16 protein-coding genes are annotated in these 15,391 nt (G+C 53.8%); 10 read left to right on the plus strand and 6 right to left on the minus strand.

Annotated features, from left to right (window positions below; translation table 11 throughout):
• The first annotated feature begins 34 nt into the window (after positions 1-34).
• The 4 genes from MYS68_RS10260 (at position 35) to MYS68_RS10275 (ending at position 4,217) form a co-directional block, all read left to right on the plus strand.
• Entirely contained in the window at positions 35-1,543 is a 1,509-nt protein-coding gene (locus MYS68_RS10260; RefSeq protein WP_248925752.1) for a sugar ABC transporter ATP-binding protein, read from the plus strand.
• Positions 1,540-2,526 (plus strand): ABC transporter permease, encoded by a 987-nt coding sequence (locus tag MYS68_RS10265; protein WP_248925753.1) that lies wholly within the window; start codon positions 1,540-1,542, stop codon positions 2,524-2,526. Before MYS68_RS10260 ends, MYS68_RS10265 begins: the two co-directional genes overlap by 4 nt.
• Before the next feature lie 120 nt (positions 2,527-2,646).
• Positions 2,647-3,372 (plus strand): phosphonate ABC transporter ATP-binding protein, encoded by a 726-nt coding sequence (locus MYS68_RS10270; RefSeq protein ID WP_248925754.1) that lies wholly within the window; start codon positions 2,647-2,649, stop codon positions 3,370-3,372.
• A gap of 170 nt (positions 3,373-3,542) precedes the next feature.
• The gene (locus MYS68_RS10275; RefSeq protein ID WP_248925755.1) at positions 3,543-4,217 is read left to right on the plus strand and encodes an FMN-dependent NADH-azoreductase; all 675 of its coding nucleotides are present in this window, start codon (positions 3,543-3,545) and stop codon (positions 4,215-4,217) included.
• On the opposite strand, the gene MYS68_RS10280 is transcribed toward MYS68_RS10275, so the two are convergent.
• Together MYS68_RS10280 and MYS68_RS10285 are read right to left on the minus strand one after the other, a co-directional pair.
• Entirely contained in the window at positions 4,189-5,058 is an 870-nt protein-coding gene (locus MYS68_RS10280) for a pentapeptide repeat-containing protein (protein ID WP_248925756.1), read from the minus strand. The genes MYS68_RS10275 and MYS68_RS10280 overlap by 29 nt on opposite strands.
• A gap of 40 nt (positions 5,059-5,098) precedes the next feature.
• Complete coding sequence (locus tag MYS68_RS10285) at positions 5,099-6,082, minus strand: YpdA family putative bacillithiol disulfide reductase (RefSeq protein ID WP_248925757.1); 984 nt, start codon at positions 6,080-6,082, stop codon at positions 5,099-5,101.
• Positions 6,083-6,234: 152 nt separating this feature from the next.
• Here MYS68_RS10285 and MYS68_RS10290 point away from each other — a divergent pair, with 152 nt between their 5' ends.
• Positions 6,235-6,555: a hypothetical protein gene (locus MYS68_RS10290; RefSeq protein ID WP_248925758.1), complete on the plus strand. Its 321-nt coding sequence runs from the start codon at positions 6,235-6,237 to the stop codon at positions 6,553-6,555.
• A 401-nt stretch (positions 6,556-6,956) separates the two neighbouring features.
• On the opposite strand, the gene MYS68_RS10295 is transcribed toward MYS68_RS10290, so the two are convergent.
• Complete coding sequence (locus MYS68_RS10295) at positions 6,957-7,598, minus strand: polysaccharide deacetylase family protein (RefSeq protein ID WP_248925759.1); 642 nt, start codon at positions 7,596-7,598, stop codon at positions 6,957-6,959.
• Between the two features lie 125 nt (positions 7,599-7,723).
• Here MYS68_RS10295 and MYS68_RS10300 point away from each other — a divergent pair, with 125 nt between their 5' ends.
• Positions 7,724-8,446, plus strand: coding sequence for a glycosyltransferase family 2 protein (locus MYS68_RS10300; protein ID WP_248925760.1), 723 nt, complete (start codon positions 7,724-7,726; stop codon positions 8,444-8,446).
• A gap of 42 nt (positions 8,447-8,488) precedes the next feature.
• Here the strand turns inward: MYS68_RS10300 and MYS68_RS10305 are convergent, their stop codons facing one another.
• Entirely contained in the window at positions 8,489-9,334 is an 846-nt protein-coding gene (locus MYS68_RS10305) for a chitosanase (protein ID WP_275983455.1), read from the minus strand.
• 216 nt (positions 9,335-9,550) lie between these two features.
• On the opposite strand from MYS68_RS10305, the gene MYS68_RS10310 reads away from it, so the two are divergent.
• Positions 9,551-10,360, plus strand: a complete 810-nt coding sequence (locus tag MYS68_RS10310) for a hypothetical protein (protein ID WP_248925761.1) — start codon at positions 9,551-9,553, stop codon at positions 10,358-10,360.
• A gap of 87 nt (positions 10,361-10,447) precedes the next feature.
• Here MYS68_RS10310 and MYS68_RS10315 read toward each other — a convergent pair whose 3' ends face one another.
• Positions 10,448-10,900, minus strand: a complete 453-nt coding sequence (locus tag MYS68_RS10315) for a hypothetical protein (RefSeq protein ID WP_248925762.1) — start codon at positions 10,898-10,900, stop codon at positions 10,448-10,450.
• A gap of 119 nt (positions 10,901-11,019) precedes the next feature.
• The gene (gene uraA / locus MYS68_RS10320) at positions 11,020-12,300 is read right to left on the minus strand and encodes a uracil permease (protein ID WP_248925763.1); all 1,281 of its coding nucleotides are present in this window, start codon (positions 12,298-12,300) and stop codon (positions 11,020-11,022) included.
• Positions 12,301-12,496: 196 nt separating this feature from the next.
• Between uraA and MYS68_RS10325 the strand changes: the two genes are divergently transcribed.
• From MYS68_RS10325 to MYS68_RS10335, 3 genes are all read left to right on the plus strand, one after another.
• Positions 12,497-12,895, plus strand: coding sequence for a hypothetical protein (locus tag MYS68_RS10325; RefSeq protein WP_248925764.1), 399 nt, complete (start codon positions 12,497-12,499; stop codon positions 12,893-12,895).
• Between the two features lie 201 nt (positions 12,896-13,096).
• Positions 13,097-13,957 carry a MurR/RpiR family transcriptional regulator gene (locus tag MYS68_RS10330; RefSeq protein ID WP_248925765.1) on the plus strand — a complete coding sequence of 287 codons (861 nt, stop codon included), beginning with the start codon at positions 13,097-13,099 and terminating at the stop codon, positions 13,955-13,957.
• Positions 13,958-14,045: 88 nt separating this feature from the next.
• Positions 14,046-15,359 (plus strand): ABC transporter substrate-binding protein, encoded by a 1,314-nt coding sequence (locus MYS68_RS10335; protein ID WP_248925766.1) that lies wholly within the window; start codon positions 14,046-14,048, stop codon positions 15,357-15,359.
• Positions 15,360-15,391: the final 32 nt, after the last annotated feature.

The raw sequence follows: 15,391 nt of genomic DNA on the forward strand, positions 1-15,391 counted from the left end.
ACATTCAAGAACTTGGGGGAAGGAGCGATCCGCTATGGCCGCAAATCCGTCATTGCTTCAAATGAACGGCATATCCAAGTCGTTTCCGGGCGTTAAAGCGCTGCAGCAGGTCGATTTTGAAGTCCGGGGCGGGGAAGTTCACGCTCTGCTCGGCGCCAACGGCGCCGGTAAAAGCACGCTGATCAAAGTATTGTCCGGCGCCTATATTCCGGACGAAGGCGAGATCCGCATCGACGGGAAACCGCTGACGATCAGACAGCCGCTCGACGCGATGCGCTCCGGCATACAATGCGTCTACCAGGAAGTGGATACGGCGCTCGTTCCGCAGCTTACGGTCGCGGAAAATATTTTGCTTGACCGGCTGACCGAAGGAGGCGCTTGGATCGGCCCCGGTCATATGCGCAAGCAGGCCGAGCAGATCGTGCGCGATATCGGGCTGGATGTCGACGTGCGGAGGCGCGTGGACGAGCTCAGCATATCGCAGAAGCAGCTTGTGCTGCTCGCTCGGGCGCTGGCGCAAAAAGCCAAATTTATCATTTTCGACGAACCGACGGCTCCTCTCAGTCTGGAGGAATCGGAACGGTTGTTCGAGATCATGCGGCGGCTGAAGAAAGAAGGCGTCGGCGCGGTATTTATTTCGCACCGGCTATCCGAAGTTTTCGAAATATGCGACCGGATTACAGTCATGAGAGACGGCAGGCGGATCAGCACCAAAGCTGCTGCGGAAACGACGCCGCAAGGCACGATCGAAGAAATGCTCGGCAAATCGTTCGACGAGGAGTTTCCGAAAGCGCAGGCCGCAATCGGCGAAACGCTGTTCGCAGCGAAGGGCGTCACCAGCGGCACGAAGGTTCGCGGCGTGAGCTTATCGGTCCGGCGCGGGGAGATCGTTGGTGTCGTAGGCCTTGTCGGCGCCGGTAAAACCGAGCTGTCGCGCCTCATCTTCGGGGCCGATCCGCTGGATGCGGGAGAGCTTGCGATGAACGGTCGCAAGCTTGTGCTGAAGCAGCCGTCCGACGCCGTCCGCGAAGGGATTTGCCTCGTGCCGGAGGAGCGGCGCAAGCAGGGCGTCTTCGTGAACGATTCGATCCGCCGCAATTTGGCGCTGCCGTCGCTGCGCAGCCTAAGCCGGCTCGGCTTCGTGCTGAAGCGCGCGGAGGCGGGCAATGCGGAGCGGCTGATCGGCGAGCTCGGTATAAGTCCCCTGTATCCGGAGCAAATAGTGAGGCTGCTTTCCGGAGGCAATCAGCAAAAGGTCGCGATCGGCAAATGGCTGCCGACCGATGCGGAGCTGTTTTTGTTCGACGAGCCAACGAAAGGCGTCGACGTGGGAGCGAAAAGCGATATTTTCCGCCTGATCGGGCGGCTGGCGCAGCAGGGGAAGGGAATCGTTTATTTTTCCTGCGAAATCTCGGAAATATTGGGCATTGCCGACCGCATCCTGGTCATGAGCTACGGACGCATCGTCAAGGAGCTTGCGCGCGGCGAAGCGACCCAGGAAAATATTTTGTATTATGCCAGCGCAGGGGAGGATCTTAGGTGAACGAGAAATTTCTCAATTACAGCTACAAATACGGGGCGTTGGTCGTCATTTTCGCCGTATTCGTCGTGTTTACCGCCTTGAACGAAAACTTTTTGACCTATGACAATATTGCCGATATTCTTCGTTCCATATCCATTGTGACGTTCGTCGCCATAGGGGTGACATTCTCGCAAATTGTCGACGGCTTCGATCTTTCCGTCGGCTCCACCGTCTCGCTGACGACCGTGGTGGCGGCGACGCTGATGGTTTGGTACCAGATGCCGCTTGTCGTCGTATTGACCGTGCCTCTGGCGCTTGGCATCATCATCGGATTGCTCAACTCTCTGCTTATCGTTAAAGTGCGCATTCCGGATTTGCTGGCGACGCTTGCGGTGATGTACATCATCGGCGGCGTGCAAAAGACGTATACGAAAGGTTTTTCCATCTATAACAACATGCAGATGAGCGACGGCACGAAAGCGCCGGGTAAATTTCAGGACGCGTTTTTGTGGATCGGTCAAGGCAAAATTGCCGGTATCCCGGTGCCGGTCATCCTGATGCTGCTGGCGGTGGCGGTCGTTCACGTGTTTCTGACGTACACCCGCTGGGGGCGGCAGCTGTATGTGACCGGCGGCAACCAGGAGGCGGCGCGCTTATCCGGCATTCCGGTAAACAAAGTGCGCGTGGCGGCCTACGTGCTGTCGGGCATCTTCGCTGCGATCGGCGGCATTCTGTTCGCGGCCCGGGTCGGCTCGGGGCAGATCGACGCCGGAGCTCCGCTGCTGATGGAGGCGGTTGCCGCCGTGTTCGTCGGCTATTCCGTTTTCGGTGCGGGCAAGCCGAACGTGATCGGCACCTTTTTCGGTGCGGTATTGATCGGCGTTTTGCTCAACGGGCTGACGATGCTGAACTTGCCGTATTTCGCCTTCGACATTGTCAAGGGAGCGGTGCTCGTGTTCGCGCTGGCGATTACGTTCGTTCATTTGAACCGCCGCCGCACGTAAGCGTACAAAGACAAGTTCTATGATTTTGCGTCCGGTTTGTATATAATGGTACTAAATGCACATGCCAGTTTTACCTGGGACTGGTTGCTGGCGCAAAAAAATCTTAGGAGAACTCGGACCATGATCATCGTACGCAACTTGACCAAAACATTTCCGGCGACCGGCCAAGAGGTTCTGTCGCGCGTCAGCTTTCAGGTCGACGAGGGGGAACTCGTAGCGCTGCTCGGCTCCAGCGGGACGGGGAAGACGACGCTGCTGCGCTGTTTATCGCTCAAGGAATCGTGGACAAGCGGTCAATACATTTACGACAGCAAGGACATCACTCAGCTCAGTCTGCTCGATAAATGGAAGCAGCAGCGGCAGTGGGCGTACCTCGAGGAAAAGCCGTCGCTGAATCCGAATCAAACCGCTTACAAAAACGTGCTGCCGTCTTATGTGCCGTGGTGGCGTGCGATGCTCGGCATGGTATCGACCGATGAGCGCATTACCGTGATGGATTATTTGGAAAAAGTCGGACTTCTCGATCAGGCGCTGGAAAAAGCGGAAAAGCTGAGCGGCGGCGAGAAGCAGCGGGTTGCGGTAGCGAAGGCGCTGCTGCGCGGCGCGAAAGTGATTTTCGCGGATGAGCCGGTGTCCGGTCTCGACCCCGAGTCGGCGGAAAACGTGCTCAAAGATTTGAGGGAGATTTGCGTGAAGGAAAAGGTGGTCGTGATTTGCATCCTGCATCAGGTCGAGTTCGCGGAAAAATATGCGAGCCGCATTTGGGGACTTAACGCCGGCAGGCTGGTCGTCGATATTCCCGGCCGCCGTCTGACCCAGCGCGAGAAGGACCTTATATTCTCTTAACATCATATGTGGTGAAGAAAGGCTGCAAAGCCGCATCCGATGCGGTTTTGCGGCTTTTTGCTTTTTTGGCGGCGGCGAAGATTGCAGGCGAATCTGTCACAATTTGCAGACGTCAATTGTCTTTATAGATGAGTGTACTCAAAAATATAAGTTCATAAGGAGAGACAACCATGGAAACATTGCTTGTCATTAATGCGCACCCTACTGTGGATTCGGAGAAATCGGTCAGCTTGCAGGTGCTGGGCCGCTTTTTGCAGGAATACAGAAAGGTGAATCCTGACGGTCCCATAGACCGTATCGACCTGTATCGCGATTATGTGCCGGGCATTGACGCCACTTTTTTAAGCGCATGGGATAAAAGGAGGAACGGTGAACCGCAAAACGAAGATGAACTGAGAATCAGCGAACGGATGTCGGAAATCATGCGGCAGTTCAAACGTGCGAACAAGTACGTCATCGCCATGCCGGTGCACAATTTCAACATACCTTCCAAGCTGAAAGATTATATGGACAACATCATTATTCCGAAGGAGACATACCATTATACGGAAAAAGGCTCCGCCGGTTTGCTTACCGACGGGCGAAGCCTTCTGGTCATTCAAGCCAGCGATGCAGTGTATACCAACAACGATTGGTATACGGAAGTGGAATATTCGCATAAATATTTGAAGTCTATATTCAACTTCCTCGGGGTCATGGATTACCGGATCATTCGTGCACAGGGCAAATATTCCTTCGGCCGGGAAGCTCAATTGGCCAAAGCGTATCAAGAAGCGGAGATGGCGGCGGCGGCTCTTGCGGGAAAGCCGGCCGAAGCTAAGCGGACCAATGCTCCGGCCGGGTGAGTGCCGGCGGAAGTTTCGTTTGAGCGTCTCCCTTCGCCGCATTGATTTGGAATTGGGTTAGAAAAAGGGCTCCGGTAAGATCGGCTCCTCTCAGGTCGGCGTCGCGAACATCGGCTCCGATGAGGTCGGCGCTTCTTAAATCGGCTTCCCGGAGATCGGCGGCGATCAGGTAGGCTCCCCGTAAATTGGCCGCCCTCAGATCGGCACCTCTGAGCTTGGCGCCGATCAAGTCGGCGCCTCTGCCGTAGCTTTTGCGCCGGGGCGAGGCCCCTTTCCAAGTGCGCGCGGCTTCGGCCCGCACGAGTTCGCTCGTTCGCAGGAGCAGATCGTTAATTTCCGTACGGAGCGATGCCATATCCAGCTGCAAAATGGAGTCCGGACCCTGCTCAGTCAGGCGCTGCGTCTTTTCAAGCGCCGCGAGAAGCTCCTTGCGGATCGGATGGGCCGCTTCCTTCGTCAGCGCTTCGTCCAAATACCAGAGGAGCTCGTGGAGCTGCCGCATGACCGGAAACACCTCAAACATTTGCTCTGCCGTTTCCGGCGTCCGCCGCCAATCCTTTCCGCCGAAGGTTACTTGAGACACCTGCTGCCCTGCGCCGAAGCAGTCGTACACGGTGCAGCCCCGAAAGCCCGTCTGCCGGAGTTTGCTGTGAATGGCGCAGCGATAGTCAGGCTGTAGGTTTCGGCACGGCTGCCCGGCGGCTTTATCCTCTGCAAAATCCGAAGACGCTGCGAAAGGCAGTGCAACGCAGCATAAGCCGTAGCAGTTCCCGCAGTCTGCCTGTAGACGGAGCCGTCTGCTGCCTGGCGCCGGATGTTTTTTTTCGTTATTCTCAGACATAAGACGTCTCCCTTGGTGGTTCCCTTTAGATTGGACTTGCTCACCTTACATTCTCCGCGCTGCCGCCAAAATGCTCGGCAATAGCGACGCCGTGCAGGCGCCCCGTTTCGATAAACACTTCGTTTGCGTCTTTGCCCGTAGCGATGACTCCGGCGATGTACAAGCCGGGAACGTTGGTTTCCATCGTCTGCGGATCGAATTGCGGCAGCTCGTGTTCGCCCCGGAATGCGACGCCTGCTCCGGCAAGCAGCTTGCGGTCCGGACGGAATCCGGTTAAGGCGAGCACGAAATCATTGGCGATCGTATGCAGTTCGCCGTCCTCGTTGACGACGATGGTGCGCTCGTCGATGCGTTCGACGCGGCTTTTGAACATCAAGCGGATAAGGCCTTTATTTACCATGCTTTCAAATATGGGCCGCACCCATGGTTTGATGCCTGGCGAATACGTTTCGCCGCGGTAAACCATGGTTACGCGGGCTCCCGCCCGCAGCAGTTCGAGCGCCGCATCGACCGCGGAGTTGCTTCCCCCGATAATCGCCACTTCGGTTTCGGTATACGGGTGCGCTTCCCGAAAATAATGCGTCACCTTGGGCAGCTCCTCGCCGGGAATGCCCAGCATATTCGGATGGTCGAAGTAGCCTGTCGACACGACCACATGCTCCGCGCTGAAAGCGGTTTGCTCGCCCGCGCGGTCAACGGTTTGCAGGGTGAACACTCCCGCTTCTTTCGAAATCGCCGTAACCTCGCGGTAGGGCAATATCCGCAGCCCATAGTGGTTAGCGACTTTCCTGTAGTACGCCAGCGCCTCCTGGCGTGTAGGCTTTTCATGTGGCGTCGTAAAGGGAACCCCGCCAATTTCCAGCAGCTCCGGAGTGCTGAAAAATTGCATATAGGTCGGGTATAAATAAATCGAATGCACGACGGCATGTTTCTCAATAATGAGCGGCGTAATCCCGCGCTTCTGCAGCTCGACTGCGGCCGACAACCCGCAAGGACCCGCTCCGACGATAATGACTTGTTCCATATGGCTGTTTGCTCCTTCTTTGCGACATTGGCGTACTATCATACTACTGCATGAAAAGCTTACTTAGCAACAATTGGTCGTTGCAATTGAAGCGGGGAGCGGCAAAAATGGAACTATCGTCATTATAGTTTCATAGCCGGGAGGAAGATGAAGTGGATTTATCGAAGGGATGGGTCAGCGGGGAAGCGGTTGTTACCCATGCGGGCATCGCTTTTCGCTCCGACGTATACACTTGCGGGCTGGCCGTCAAGGAACGCTGGTTTGATAAGGCAAGATCGGAGGGAATGTGGAAGGTACGCATTAAATATGATCCGGTGGAGACTTCAACAATACATATCGAAGCGGAAGAATGGAGCGAGCGGCACATTTGCCGTCCGATTCCGGCAAACATGGAGCCTTCATACGATAGAAATCAATATTTCATACATATGCAAAGGTTAAAAGATCAGCGCCGTCATATGAAATACAGATGACATGGACAAGCTTGCTGCGCAAAAAAACAGGTTGCACCTATACCGCGGATGCTCCTGTTTTTTTTGTTGCTTTTGAACGACCATAGACAACAGCGAGAATGATTCCAATAAGCCGGAGCTGTTAATCATGAACTAATATTTTTCCGAGGCCTGTTCCGTGCCTTGGCGTTTCGCGTTATTGATCTTGGCTGCTGCTGCGTTTTTTTCTTTTTTTTGATTACGCGGTTATTTCCGGCCGGTGTACGTACGGGGACTTTCGTCTTGTTTTCAGCCGGGGGCGGTTCAGCCCCGGGAGTCTCGTCCAGCCATTCGAGTTCATTCATCGACGGGTCAAGGTATTGTCCATAGTCGGAAACACGTCTTTTCCTTTGTTTATTCACGAACGATTCTCCTTTCATTTTCTATTCATGAACGAATTGAACGGGGGATAAGGAAGGGGACAGCTTTCGAAACACGTAGCCTCTTTTTTTGAGAAGCATGAGGATGTCCGGAAGAATGGCTGCCGTCTCCTTCTGATCGTGCAACAATATAACCGGACTTACCTTAAGCTTGCCGAGACGGTTCACTTTCTTTCCGATTAACTCGATGGAGTAACGGTTTTTATATTTCCAATCCAGACTGTCGACATTCCAATCCCACATTCGATACCCTGCCGACTTCAAAGCTTTCAAATACGATCGCTTCAGATAAGGAGAACTTCCGTACGGCACCCGTATTAAAACGGTATCTTTGCCGGTAATCCGCCGCAAGGTTTGCCGTGTCCGCTTCATTTCTTGAACGACGGAGCGCTTCGAAGCGTAAAACCGGCTGACTTGATGCGTAACTCCATGCAATCCGACCGCATGCCCTGCGCGGATCATCCTTTTTACCGTTCGGGGGTAACGTCGCATATTAGGTTCCAACATGAAAAATGTAGCTACCGCCTTATAATCGGCCAGTATCCGTAAAATTTGGTCCGTAGCATCGTTCGGTCCGTCATCGAAAGTAAGATAGGCCGACTTTGGATAGGGAACCGCACGTTTGAATTCCTTTTTATTTTCCATACATTGCCTCCGTCGATTTCCGCTCATTCTCACCGGCAAAACGCCGTTGCATTACTTTATTCTCAACGTAAACATAAAGTGATAAATGGGGAGATATATGGGAGCTGCAGAAGGAGGCTGTATACGTGCCTGCGAACAAAAGTTTCAAATACGCCGCGAAGGGCGTTTCGATCATTACTTGCACCAAAAGAGCCGAATACATCCATAATTTGTTTGCCAACTATGCCCGGCAAAGATGGAGCAGGAAAGAGCTGATTGTCATTATCAATAATGATCGTATAAAAATCGACCCCTACCGGGAGATGGCCCGAAAATACAAAAATGTATCCGTATACCGCCTGCCGGGAAAAGTTACGCTGGGCAGCTGTATGAACTTCGGCGTCGCGAAAGCGAAATATGGCTATATAGCCAAATTCGATGACGACGATTTTTACTCCCCCAGGTATTTGCCCGAATCGATTCGTTTGATGAGAAGGAAAAAGGCGGATCTGATCGGAAAGAGAGCCCATTATGTATGGCTTAGCGGCAACAGGGTGCTGATATTGAGGTTTCCGAGGGAGGAGCATAAATTTGTGAAAATACTTCCCGGAGCCACCCTCATCTTTAAAAAATCGGTTTGCAATCGTGTGAGATTCCATAATGTCAACGTTGGTGAGGATGACCAGTTTTGCCGGGACAGCAAAGCTAAAGGTTATAAAATATATTCCGGAGGCAGATTTAACTTCGCCGCGTTTCGCAGGAAACACTCCAGGAACCATACATGGATCATTTCCGAGAAAACGCTGCTAAGCAGCGATGTCAGAGTGGTGCGCGGGGTCAAAAATTACAAAAGATATGTGACCAGATAAAACGGAAGATTACCTTCCGGGCGAGGTAATCTTCCGTTTCTTCTACGGTATCGTTACATTGTAATCTCTCGTACGGATTCGAATGGGGCCGTCCAGCCGGTAATTGCCTTTGGCTGCGATATACTTGAACACATCGACGCGGCCGACCGACTGCGCCCATACGTCCTGCGAGCTGCGGTCAGCCGGGTGCTGAAGATCCGCCCTGCGTACGTCCAAAAATTTGGCCAGCCATTTTTTTTCGTCAATCCCTTGTTTGGGAGAACCTCCCATAGCTTGGTTCGTCCGGTTGATTAAGGAGCGCAGCCCATCGGGATCGTCGCCGTCGCCATGCTGGATAATCGTATCGTAAATGACGGCCCGGGCGAGAGGGGTTGCAAGATTCAAATTGTTCGAATACCGTTCCGATGGTTTATAGTACATGTCGTCAACCACCCGATCCTGAACGGAACGGAACACGGCATTGTTCCCAAGACTGCTCCAATCGCGAATAAAGCCGCTTAGACGCGAGACGTCGTCCTTATTTCGCGCCGTGAGCAATCTTTTTAATTCCGGCAAATATTTGGCAAGTTTGTTGCCGGGCACCTCATCGGTATACAGCTTGACGACTTCGTAGGCGTCTCCGGTTCCCGTTGTGAAACCGGCACGCCCGCATGTGATGCCTCTGCCGTCATGCAGCCGTTCCGCATATCCGTACTGTAGCACCAGCGTGCCGTTTTCAAACAAACTGATAAGCTGCTCGGCGCGCCGTTTTTGGTTTGCATTCAAGCCTGCGGAAAGGACGGAGATTTGGCCGGCATTGTCCGTTTTTGCCGTCTCTTCGGGAACGGTTTTCGTACAGCCGGAAAGAAACAGCATTGTCAGCAGCAACATAACAAGTACAGATTTCATAACCACTCCTTCGGGTTCATTATGCTTGGGTCGGTAGTTGGCGGCGATATTTATCATTTCCTGAATAGGCAAACTCATCCGGCTGCTTCGGCAGCTTTTTTTAATTTATGTAAGACGATTCAATAGAGCTTTTCCGCGTTGTCATAAATAGGTAAACTATGAATATATCATAATAGTGAGAGAAAAATATGAGAGGAAGATAGAGGAGGTTTCCCTATGATCGTTTACCGGGCGACGTATCAGCTCACCATTAACCGCAAGCTGTACTCGCTGCTGCTGCTTGCTTCGTTTCTGTTCGGGTTCGGGATGGCCATCAAGCTGTATGGGCCTCAGGACAAGCCGTATGCACTGCCTTATACATACGAAAAGCTGACGGCTCCGGGCCGGATCGTGCTGCATACGATTCGCACCACACCGGACAATATTACGTTAAAGGCGATCGACTCCAACGTCACGGAAACCGGGCAATACGGCATCAACGGCGGCTTTTTCTGGGAAGGATACCTGCTCAGCATCGCGGTGATGGGAGACCAGCCGCTGAAGGGCAAGCAGGGCGATTACGGCTCCGGATGGTACAATATCGATTATCGTAAAGGAACGCTGGTTTGGGACGATGCTGCGAAGCAGTTTTCGGTGCAGGTCGTCCAGTCGGCGGACGAGCTGAAGGTGACGGACCGATCTCGCTTTTGGGCGCAGGGGGGAGTGAGCATGTCGCTGACCCGCGATGAGTTATGGGTCGATGAAGCGCTGGCCGAAGATATGCCGGCGTTCGACGAGAAGCGGCTGCGCTCCGCGGTTGTGTATGACCGGGAAGGATACGTCTACATGATTGTTTCGGAAACGAAGTGTACGGTGGAGGAATTTCGCAAAGCCATCCGGCAAACGGTGGCGCCCGGCCATCTGATCGACGGCGTATTTCTCGACGGGGACGGCTCGTCCCAGCTGCTTTGCCGGGAAGCGGAGCTCAAGGGAGATACGCGGCAGGTATACCAGATGATGGCGCTCAAAAATACGAATCCGCTGTGACTACCATTCGCGAAATCGGCGGAAAAACGGCAAGGACATGAACGAAGCAGCGGGGAGCTGCCGTCATGTCCTTGTTTCGTTTGCCTTTTATACTGCTGCCAAATATCCGTTTGCTTCGAACAGTCCGATATCCCATTGAATATCGAAATCTTGGACCCGCAAAAAGACGTTTTCCGCTCCAACCGTAATGACGATGGCGGGTATGTCGTTAAATGCCCGGAGACTGAGCTTGCGCCTTCGCAGCTCGCCGGTCGTTTCTTCGTCTGCCTCCATGTACACTTCGAGTCCGATTTTGCCTTTGACGCTAAACCGGTTGCAGATTTCCGTAGGCTCGGCGTAATACCATTTCACTCCGCTTATTTTGCTGACATACACGCGGTGTTCCCTTCCATCTTCATCCAGCAAGATCAAACGAGACAACTCCATGTTTTTCTCGTGACATTGATGGTGCGCCATTTCCAGAGCGGCCGATTTCCGGTTGGCTTCGATGAGCTGAGTTACGGTAAATTTGATGCTTCCGTGTACATAACGATTCGTCATTCGATATTGGACTCCCCATTCAACAGAAATTTGGTGACAAAAATAATTGTAAATGAATGGGAGCAAGAAGTCTGTCATAATACAGGGAGGGAAATACCGTTCTTTTTGTCGAAAAAGCATTATTCGTTAGACAGACCGAGTACATCCAGCAGCTTGAAAAACAAGCTGAGCAAAATGGCGATGACGGTGGCCAGCGCCATGCCTTTCAGCGACAGCGGACCGATCGTAACGGAGGTCCCGCTGATGCCGATGACGAGGACCACCGTCGTCAAAATGAGGTTTGACGCCCGCGAATAGTCGACCTTCGTTTCCACAAGCATCCGGATGCCCGACGCGGCGATGACGCCGAACAAGAGCAGCGATACGCCGCCCATGACCGGAGACGGGATCGTAGAGATAAGTGCGGCGAGCTTGGCGAAAAAGGACAGCACGATCGCTATGACCGCAGCGCCGCCGATTACCCAGACCGAGTAGACGCGGGTGATCGCCATCACGCCGATATTTTCGCCGTAGGTCGTGTTCGGCGTCGATCCGGCAAAGCCGGAGATGATCGTGGAGATGCCGTTGCCGAGCAGGGAGCGGCTGAGGCCCGGATCTTTGGACAGATCGCGGCCGACGATATTGCTCGTTACGATAAGATGGCCGATATGCTCCGCAATGACGACAAGCGCAGCGGGCGCGATGACGGCGATCGCGCTCCATTCGAAAGACGGCGCGTAGAAGGTGGGACGCGCGATCCAGGGTGCGCTTGCGACCGCATCGAACCGGACGTAACCCATCGCATAGGCGAGAGCGTAGCCGGCTACGATCCCGACGAGAATCGGGATGATTTTCAGAAAGCCGCGGAAAACGACGGAGCCGACGATCGTCACGAGCAGCGTTACCGTGGAAATCGTGATGACGCCGGCATCCGGCGTCCAGTTCGCCGGAGCCCCCGACGAAGGGCGGATATAACCGGCCATTTCAGCGGCGACGGGCACGAGCTCGAGTCCGATAACTGCGACGATCGCCCCCATCGCGGCGGGCGGAAATACGACGTCGATCCAGCGTGTGCCGACCGCCCGGATCAGCAGCGCAACGGCGGTAAAGATCAGCCCGGCGACGATAAAACCTCCCAGAGCGGCGTTGTATCTGCCGCCGGCGCTGCCGCCGAGCACGACGAACACCGGAGACAGAAAGGCGAAGCTGGAGCCGAGGTATGCCGGTATTTTGCCTTTGCAAATCAGCAAATAAAGCAGGGTGCCGATGCCGTTCATGAGCAGGACGGTTGCCGGGTCGACTTTGAACAGCACCGGCACGAGCACGGTGGAGCCGAACATCGCAAACAGATGCTGCACACTGAGAGGCAAGCTTTGCAGCAGCGGCGGACGTTCGTCCACTTGAAGAGCGCGTGGTTTCATGGGGGAATTCTCCTTTTCCATCGTATGTAATTCGACAAAATAAGCCATTGACCATATTACCAAATAATTTCTGGCGCGAAAAGGAGATCCGTGAAAAAAGCCGCTTCAAAACTGTACGGGCAGGAAGATCAGTGGTAATATAGGTTAGACATAGGTTTTGCCGCAGCATTATACGACCTTAAGGGAGGGAAACGCCGTGAACCGCGATTTTATCCAAATAAAAACGCTCGAAGGCGATTTGAAAATATCCCATAAAAAATACGATTTCGGTCTTACCGTGTCGACCCGGGAAATGGTTTTGCAAAAGCCGCATGTCAATTATCATATCAGGCTTGAGGATATATTCAGCGTCGTTCCGTTCGATCCGCCAGCGGCAAGAGGCATTTCGCAGCTTCAAACGTATTACGGCAGCGATTTCGCGCATTTTGGCGGACCCGGCAGTCCGCTCTTTAAAGTGTTTGCCCAAAAGGCGACGATTCATAACCGCAGCGGCATTTTTCCGATGGGGCCGACGGAGTTTGTCATGCCGATCCATCCGGACCTGCTTGCGGCGATTTCCCGCTATGGAGGAATGGGCGCGATTGCGACCGAGTAAACGACGCGCAATCCATCTTAAGCGAACATCATCAAGTAATGACGTTAAGCCGGCAATCCGCCAGGAACAAAAGTTCCGGGTTGCCGGCTTTTACATCATTTACTTGAAACAATATTTCAAAATAGTATTTACAAAATGTAATAATATTTTATAATGAAATTGTAAACGTCATTAAACCATGATCGCAAAGGATGAGGACCGATGATGAGCGGCGGACTGGTAAGCATCAGGGAAGCGTTAAGCTCCTTGAAGCCGACCGAGCAGAAGGTGGCAAAATACATTTTGGAGCATCCCGAGCAGGTGGTGAACGTTTCGGTGCAGCGGCTCGCCGAGCTCGCTCAGGTCAGCGAAGCGACGATCGTGCGGCTTGCCCGTTCGCTTCATTTAAAGGGCTTTCAGGAGCTGAAGCTGCGCATCGCAGCCGATTTGGCGACGAAGCCGAAGCATGCGGAATCGTCCTACCAGGAAATCCGCATCGACGGTTCGATCGATTCGCTGATCGACTCGATATCCCACAATAACATGCAGTCGATCCAGGATACGATGACGGTGCTGTCGTCCGCGGATGCGGCGAGGGCGATCGAAGCTCTCAGCCAGGCGAGAAAAATCGGCGTGTTCGGTGTCGGCGCATCGGCTGTCATCGCCGAGGATTTCAAGCAGAAGCTGACGCGAATCAACCGGTGGTGCGAAACGGCGTTCGATTTCAACTCGGCGGCGACGCTAGCGGCCAACATGACGGAAGAAGATGTCGCCTTCGGCGTATCTTATTCCGGACAGACGGAGGATATCATCCAGTCGCTGCAAATCGCCAAGGAAAACGGGGCGCGCATCGTGACGCTGACGAAGTTCGGCAACAATCCGGTTGCGGAAACGGCGGATATCCGACTCTTTACGAGTTCGCTCGAAAACAGCATCCGCAGCGGAGCCATGGCTTCGCGGATCGCGCAGCTCAATGTGATCGACATTTTGTACATCGGCATCGCAAGCCAAAATTACGAGCAAAGCGTACAGTCGCTGGAGCGCACGAGGAAGGCGGTCAGCTGGGCGAAGCGGAACGGATAGCGGCCCCGCTGCTGAAGACGCGGTACACCGGTTTATACCTCGCCGAGAGGATAAATATACAAAGGGATATATCCGAGGAGGAATTGGCATGAAACGTATGTTCAAATCGTCGATGATCGTCGCTGCCGCGGCGGCTCTCAGCCTTGCCGGCTGCAGCCAGTCGGGCGGGCCGAGCCAGGCGGGGGAAACGCCGAAGGATAACGGCGGGCAGAAGACCGAGCAGCAGCAGGCAAAGGTCAAGCTGACCATGGGCAGCTGGCGCACCGAAGACCGGGACGCTTACGAGAAAATCATCAAAGAGTTCAACAAGCAAAATCCGAACATCGAAATCGCCTTCAACCCGACCAAAAATACGGAATACAACACAGTGCTGAACACGGCGCTGCAGACGGGCAGCGGCCCCGACATCATCCAGCTCCGCCCTTATGCGGCCGGCATCGCGCTCGCCGACGCCGGATATTTGGAACCGCTTGACGGCGTGAAGGGACTGGATCAGTTCAGCAAGGAAACGCTTTCCGCGGCGACCGGCAAGGACGGCAAAGTGTACGGCATTCCGACCGTGTTCAGCTCGACGCAAATTTTTTACAATAAGAAGCTGTTCGCCAAATTCGGCATTCAAGAGCCTAAAACATGGGATGAGCTGCTCAAAGCGGCCGATACGCTCAAGCAAAACAAGATCGCTCCGTTCGCATTCGGCTCCAAAGAAGGCTGGATTTTGTCGCTGACGCACGGCGCGCTCGGCCCGCAAATTTACGGCGGCACCGATTTCGTGAAAAACATCACCTCCGGCAAAACGAACTTCAAGAGCAAGGAGTTCACCGATTCGATCGCGATGATGCAGGGGCTCGCCAAATACTTCCCGGACAACTATTCCGGCGTCAGCATGGACGATATGCGCAACATGTTCGTGACCGAGCAGGCCGGCATGATGGTGATGGGCGACTGGGAGATCGCGGTGATGAAGAAAATGAATCCGGATCTCGACATGGACGTTTTCCCGGTGCCTCCGCAAAAAGCGGACGGCAAGGCGTCGGTGACCACGTGGGTGGACGGCTCCTATGCGGTCAACGCCAAGTCGGCTCATAAAGCGGAAGCGATGAAGTTCATCGAGTTTATGACGACCAAAGAATTCGGCACACTTGTAGCCAACGAGCTGATGAAGCCGAGCACGATTCCCGGCGTAGAGGCAAAGGATCCGCTCGTCACGAAAATTTCGAAGTACGCGAACAGCATATCGACTCCTTATATGATGGTCGTTCATTTTGCCGCAGGCAATCCGACGACCAAGGCAACGCTGGAAACATCGATGCAGGGCATGTATTTGAACAAGCTGACGCCGGAGCAGGTGGCCGACGAAGTGCAGAAGAGCGCGGATTCGTGGTTTAAGCCGGCGGCGAAGTAATCCCGACAGGTGCAAACGTCATTTATTTTGAA

The organism is Paenibacillus hamazuiensis, assembly GCF_023276405.1.
GTDB classification, from domain to species: Bacteria; Bacillota; Bacilli; order Paenibacillales; family NBRC-103111; genus Paenibacillus_AF; species Paenibacillus_AF hamazuiensis.

Bases quoted from the DNA above. Each gene is read 5' to 3' on its own strand.
- MYS68_RS10315 (WP_248925762.1), bottom strand. From the start codon at position 10,900: ATGACGAATCGTTATGTACACGGAAGCATCAAATTTACCGTAACTCAG.
- MYS68_RS10270 (WP_248925754.1), top strand. From the start codon at position 2,647: ATGATCATCGTACGCAACTTGACCAAAACATTTCCGGCGACCGGCCAA.
- MYS68_RS10275 (WP_248925755.1), top strand. From the start codon at position 3,543: ATGGAAACATTGCTTGTCATTAATGCGCACCCTACTGTGGATTCGGAG.
- MYS68_RS10295 (WP_248925759.1), bottom strand. From the start codon at position 7,598: ATGGAAAATAAAAAGGAATTCAAACGTGCGGTTCCCTATCCAAAGTCG.
- MYS68_RS10330 (WP_248925765.1), top strand. From the start codon at position 13,097: ATGATGAGCGGCGGACTGGTAAGCATCAGGGAAGCGTTAAGCTCCTTG.
- MYS68_RS10335 (WP_248925766.1), top strand. From the start codon at position 14,046: ATGAAACGTATGTTCAAATCGTCGATGATCGTCGCTGCCGCGGCGGCT.
- MYS68_RS10305 (WP_275983455.1), bottom strand. From the start codon at position 9,334: ATGAAATCTGTACTTGTTATGTTGCTGCTGACAATGCTGTTTCTTTCC.
- MYS68_RS10280 (WP_248925756.1), bottom strand. From the start codon at position 5,058: ATGTCTGAGAATAACGAAAAAAAACATCCGGCGCCAGGCAGCAGACGG.
- MYS68_RS10285 (WP_248925757.1), bottom strand. From the start codon at position 6,082: ATGGAACAAGTCATTATCGTCGGAGCGGGTCCTTGCGGGTTGTCGGCC.
- MYS68_RS10310 (WP_248925761.1), top strand. From the start codon at position 9,551: ATGATCGTTTACCGGGCGACGTATCAGCTCACCATTAACCGCAAGCTG.
- uraA (WP_248925763.1), bottom strand. From the start codon at position 12,300: ATGAAACCACGCGCTCTTCAAGTGGACGAACGTCCGCCGCTGCTGCAA.
- MYS68_RS10260 (WP_248925752.1), top strand. From the start codon at position 35: ATGGCCGCAAATCCGTCATTGCTTCAAATGAACGGCATATCCAAGTCG.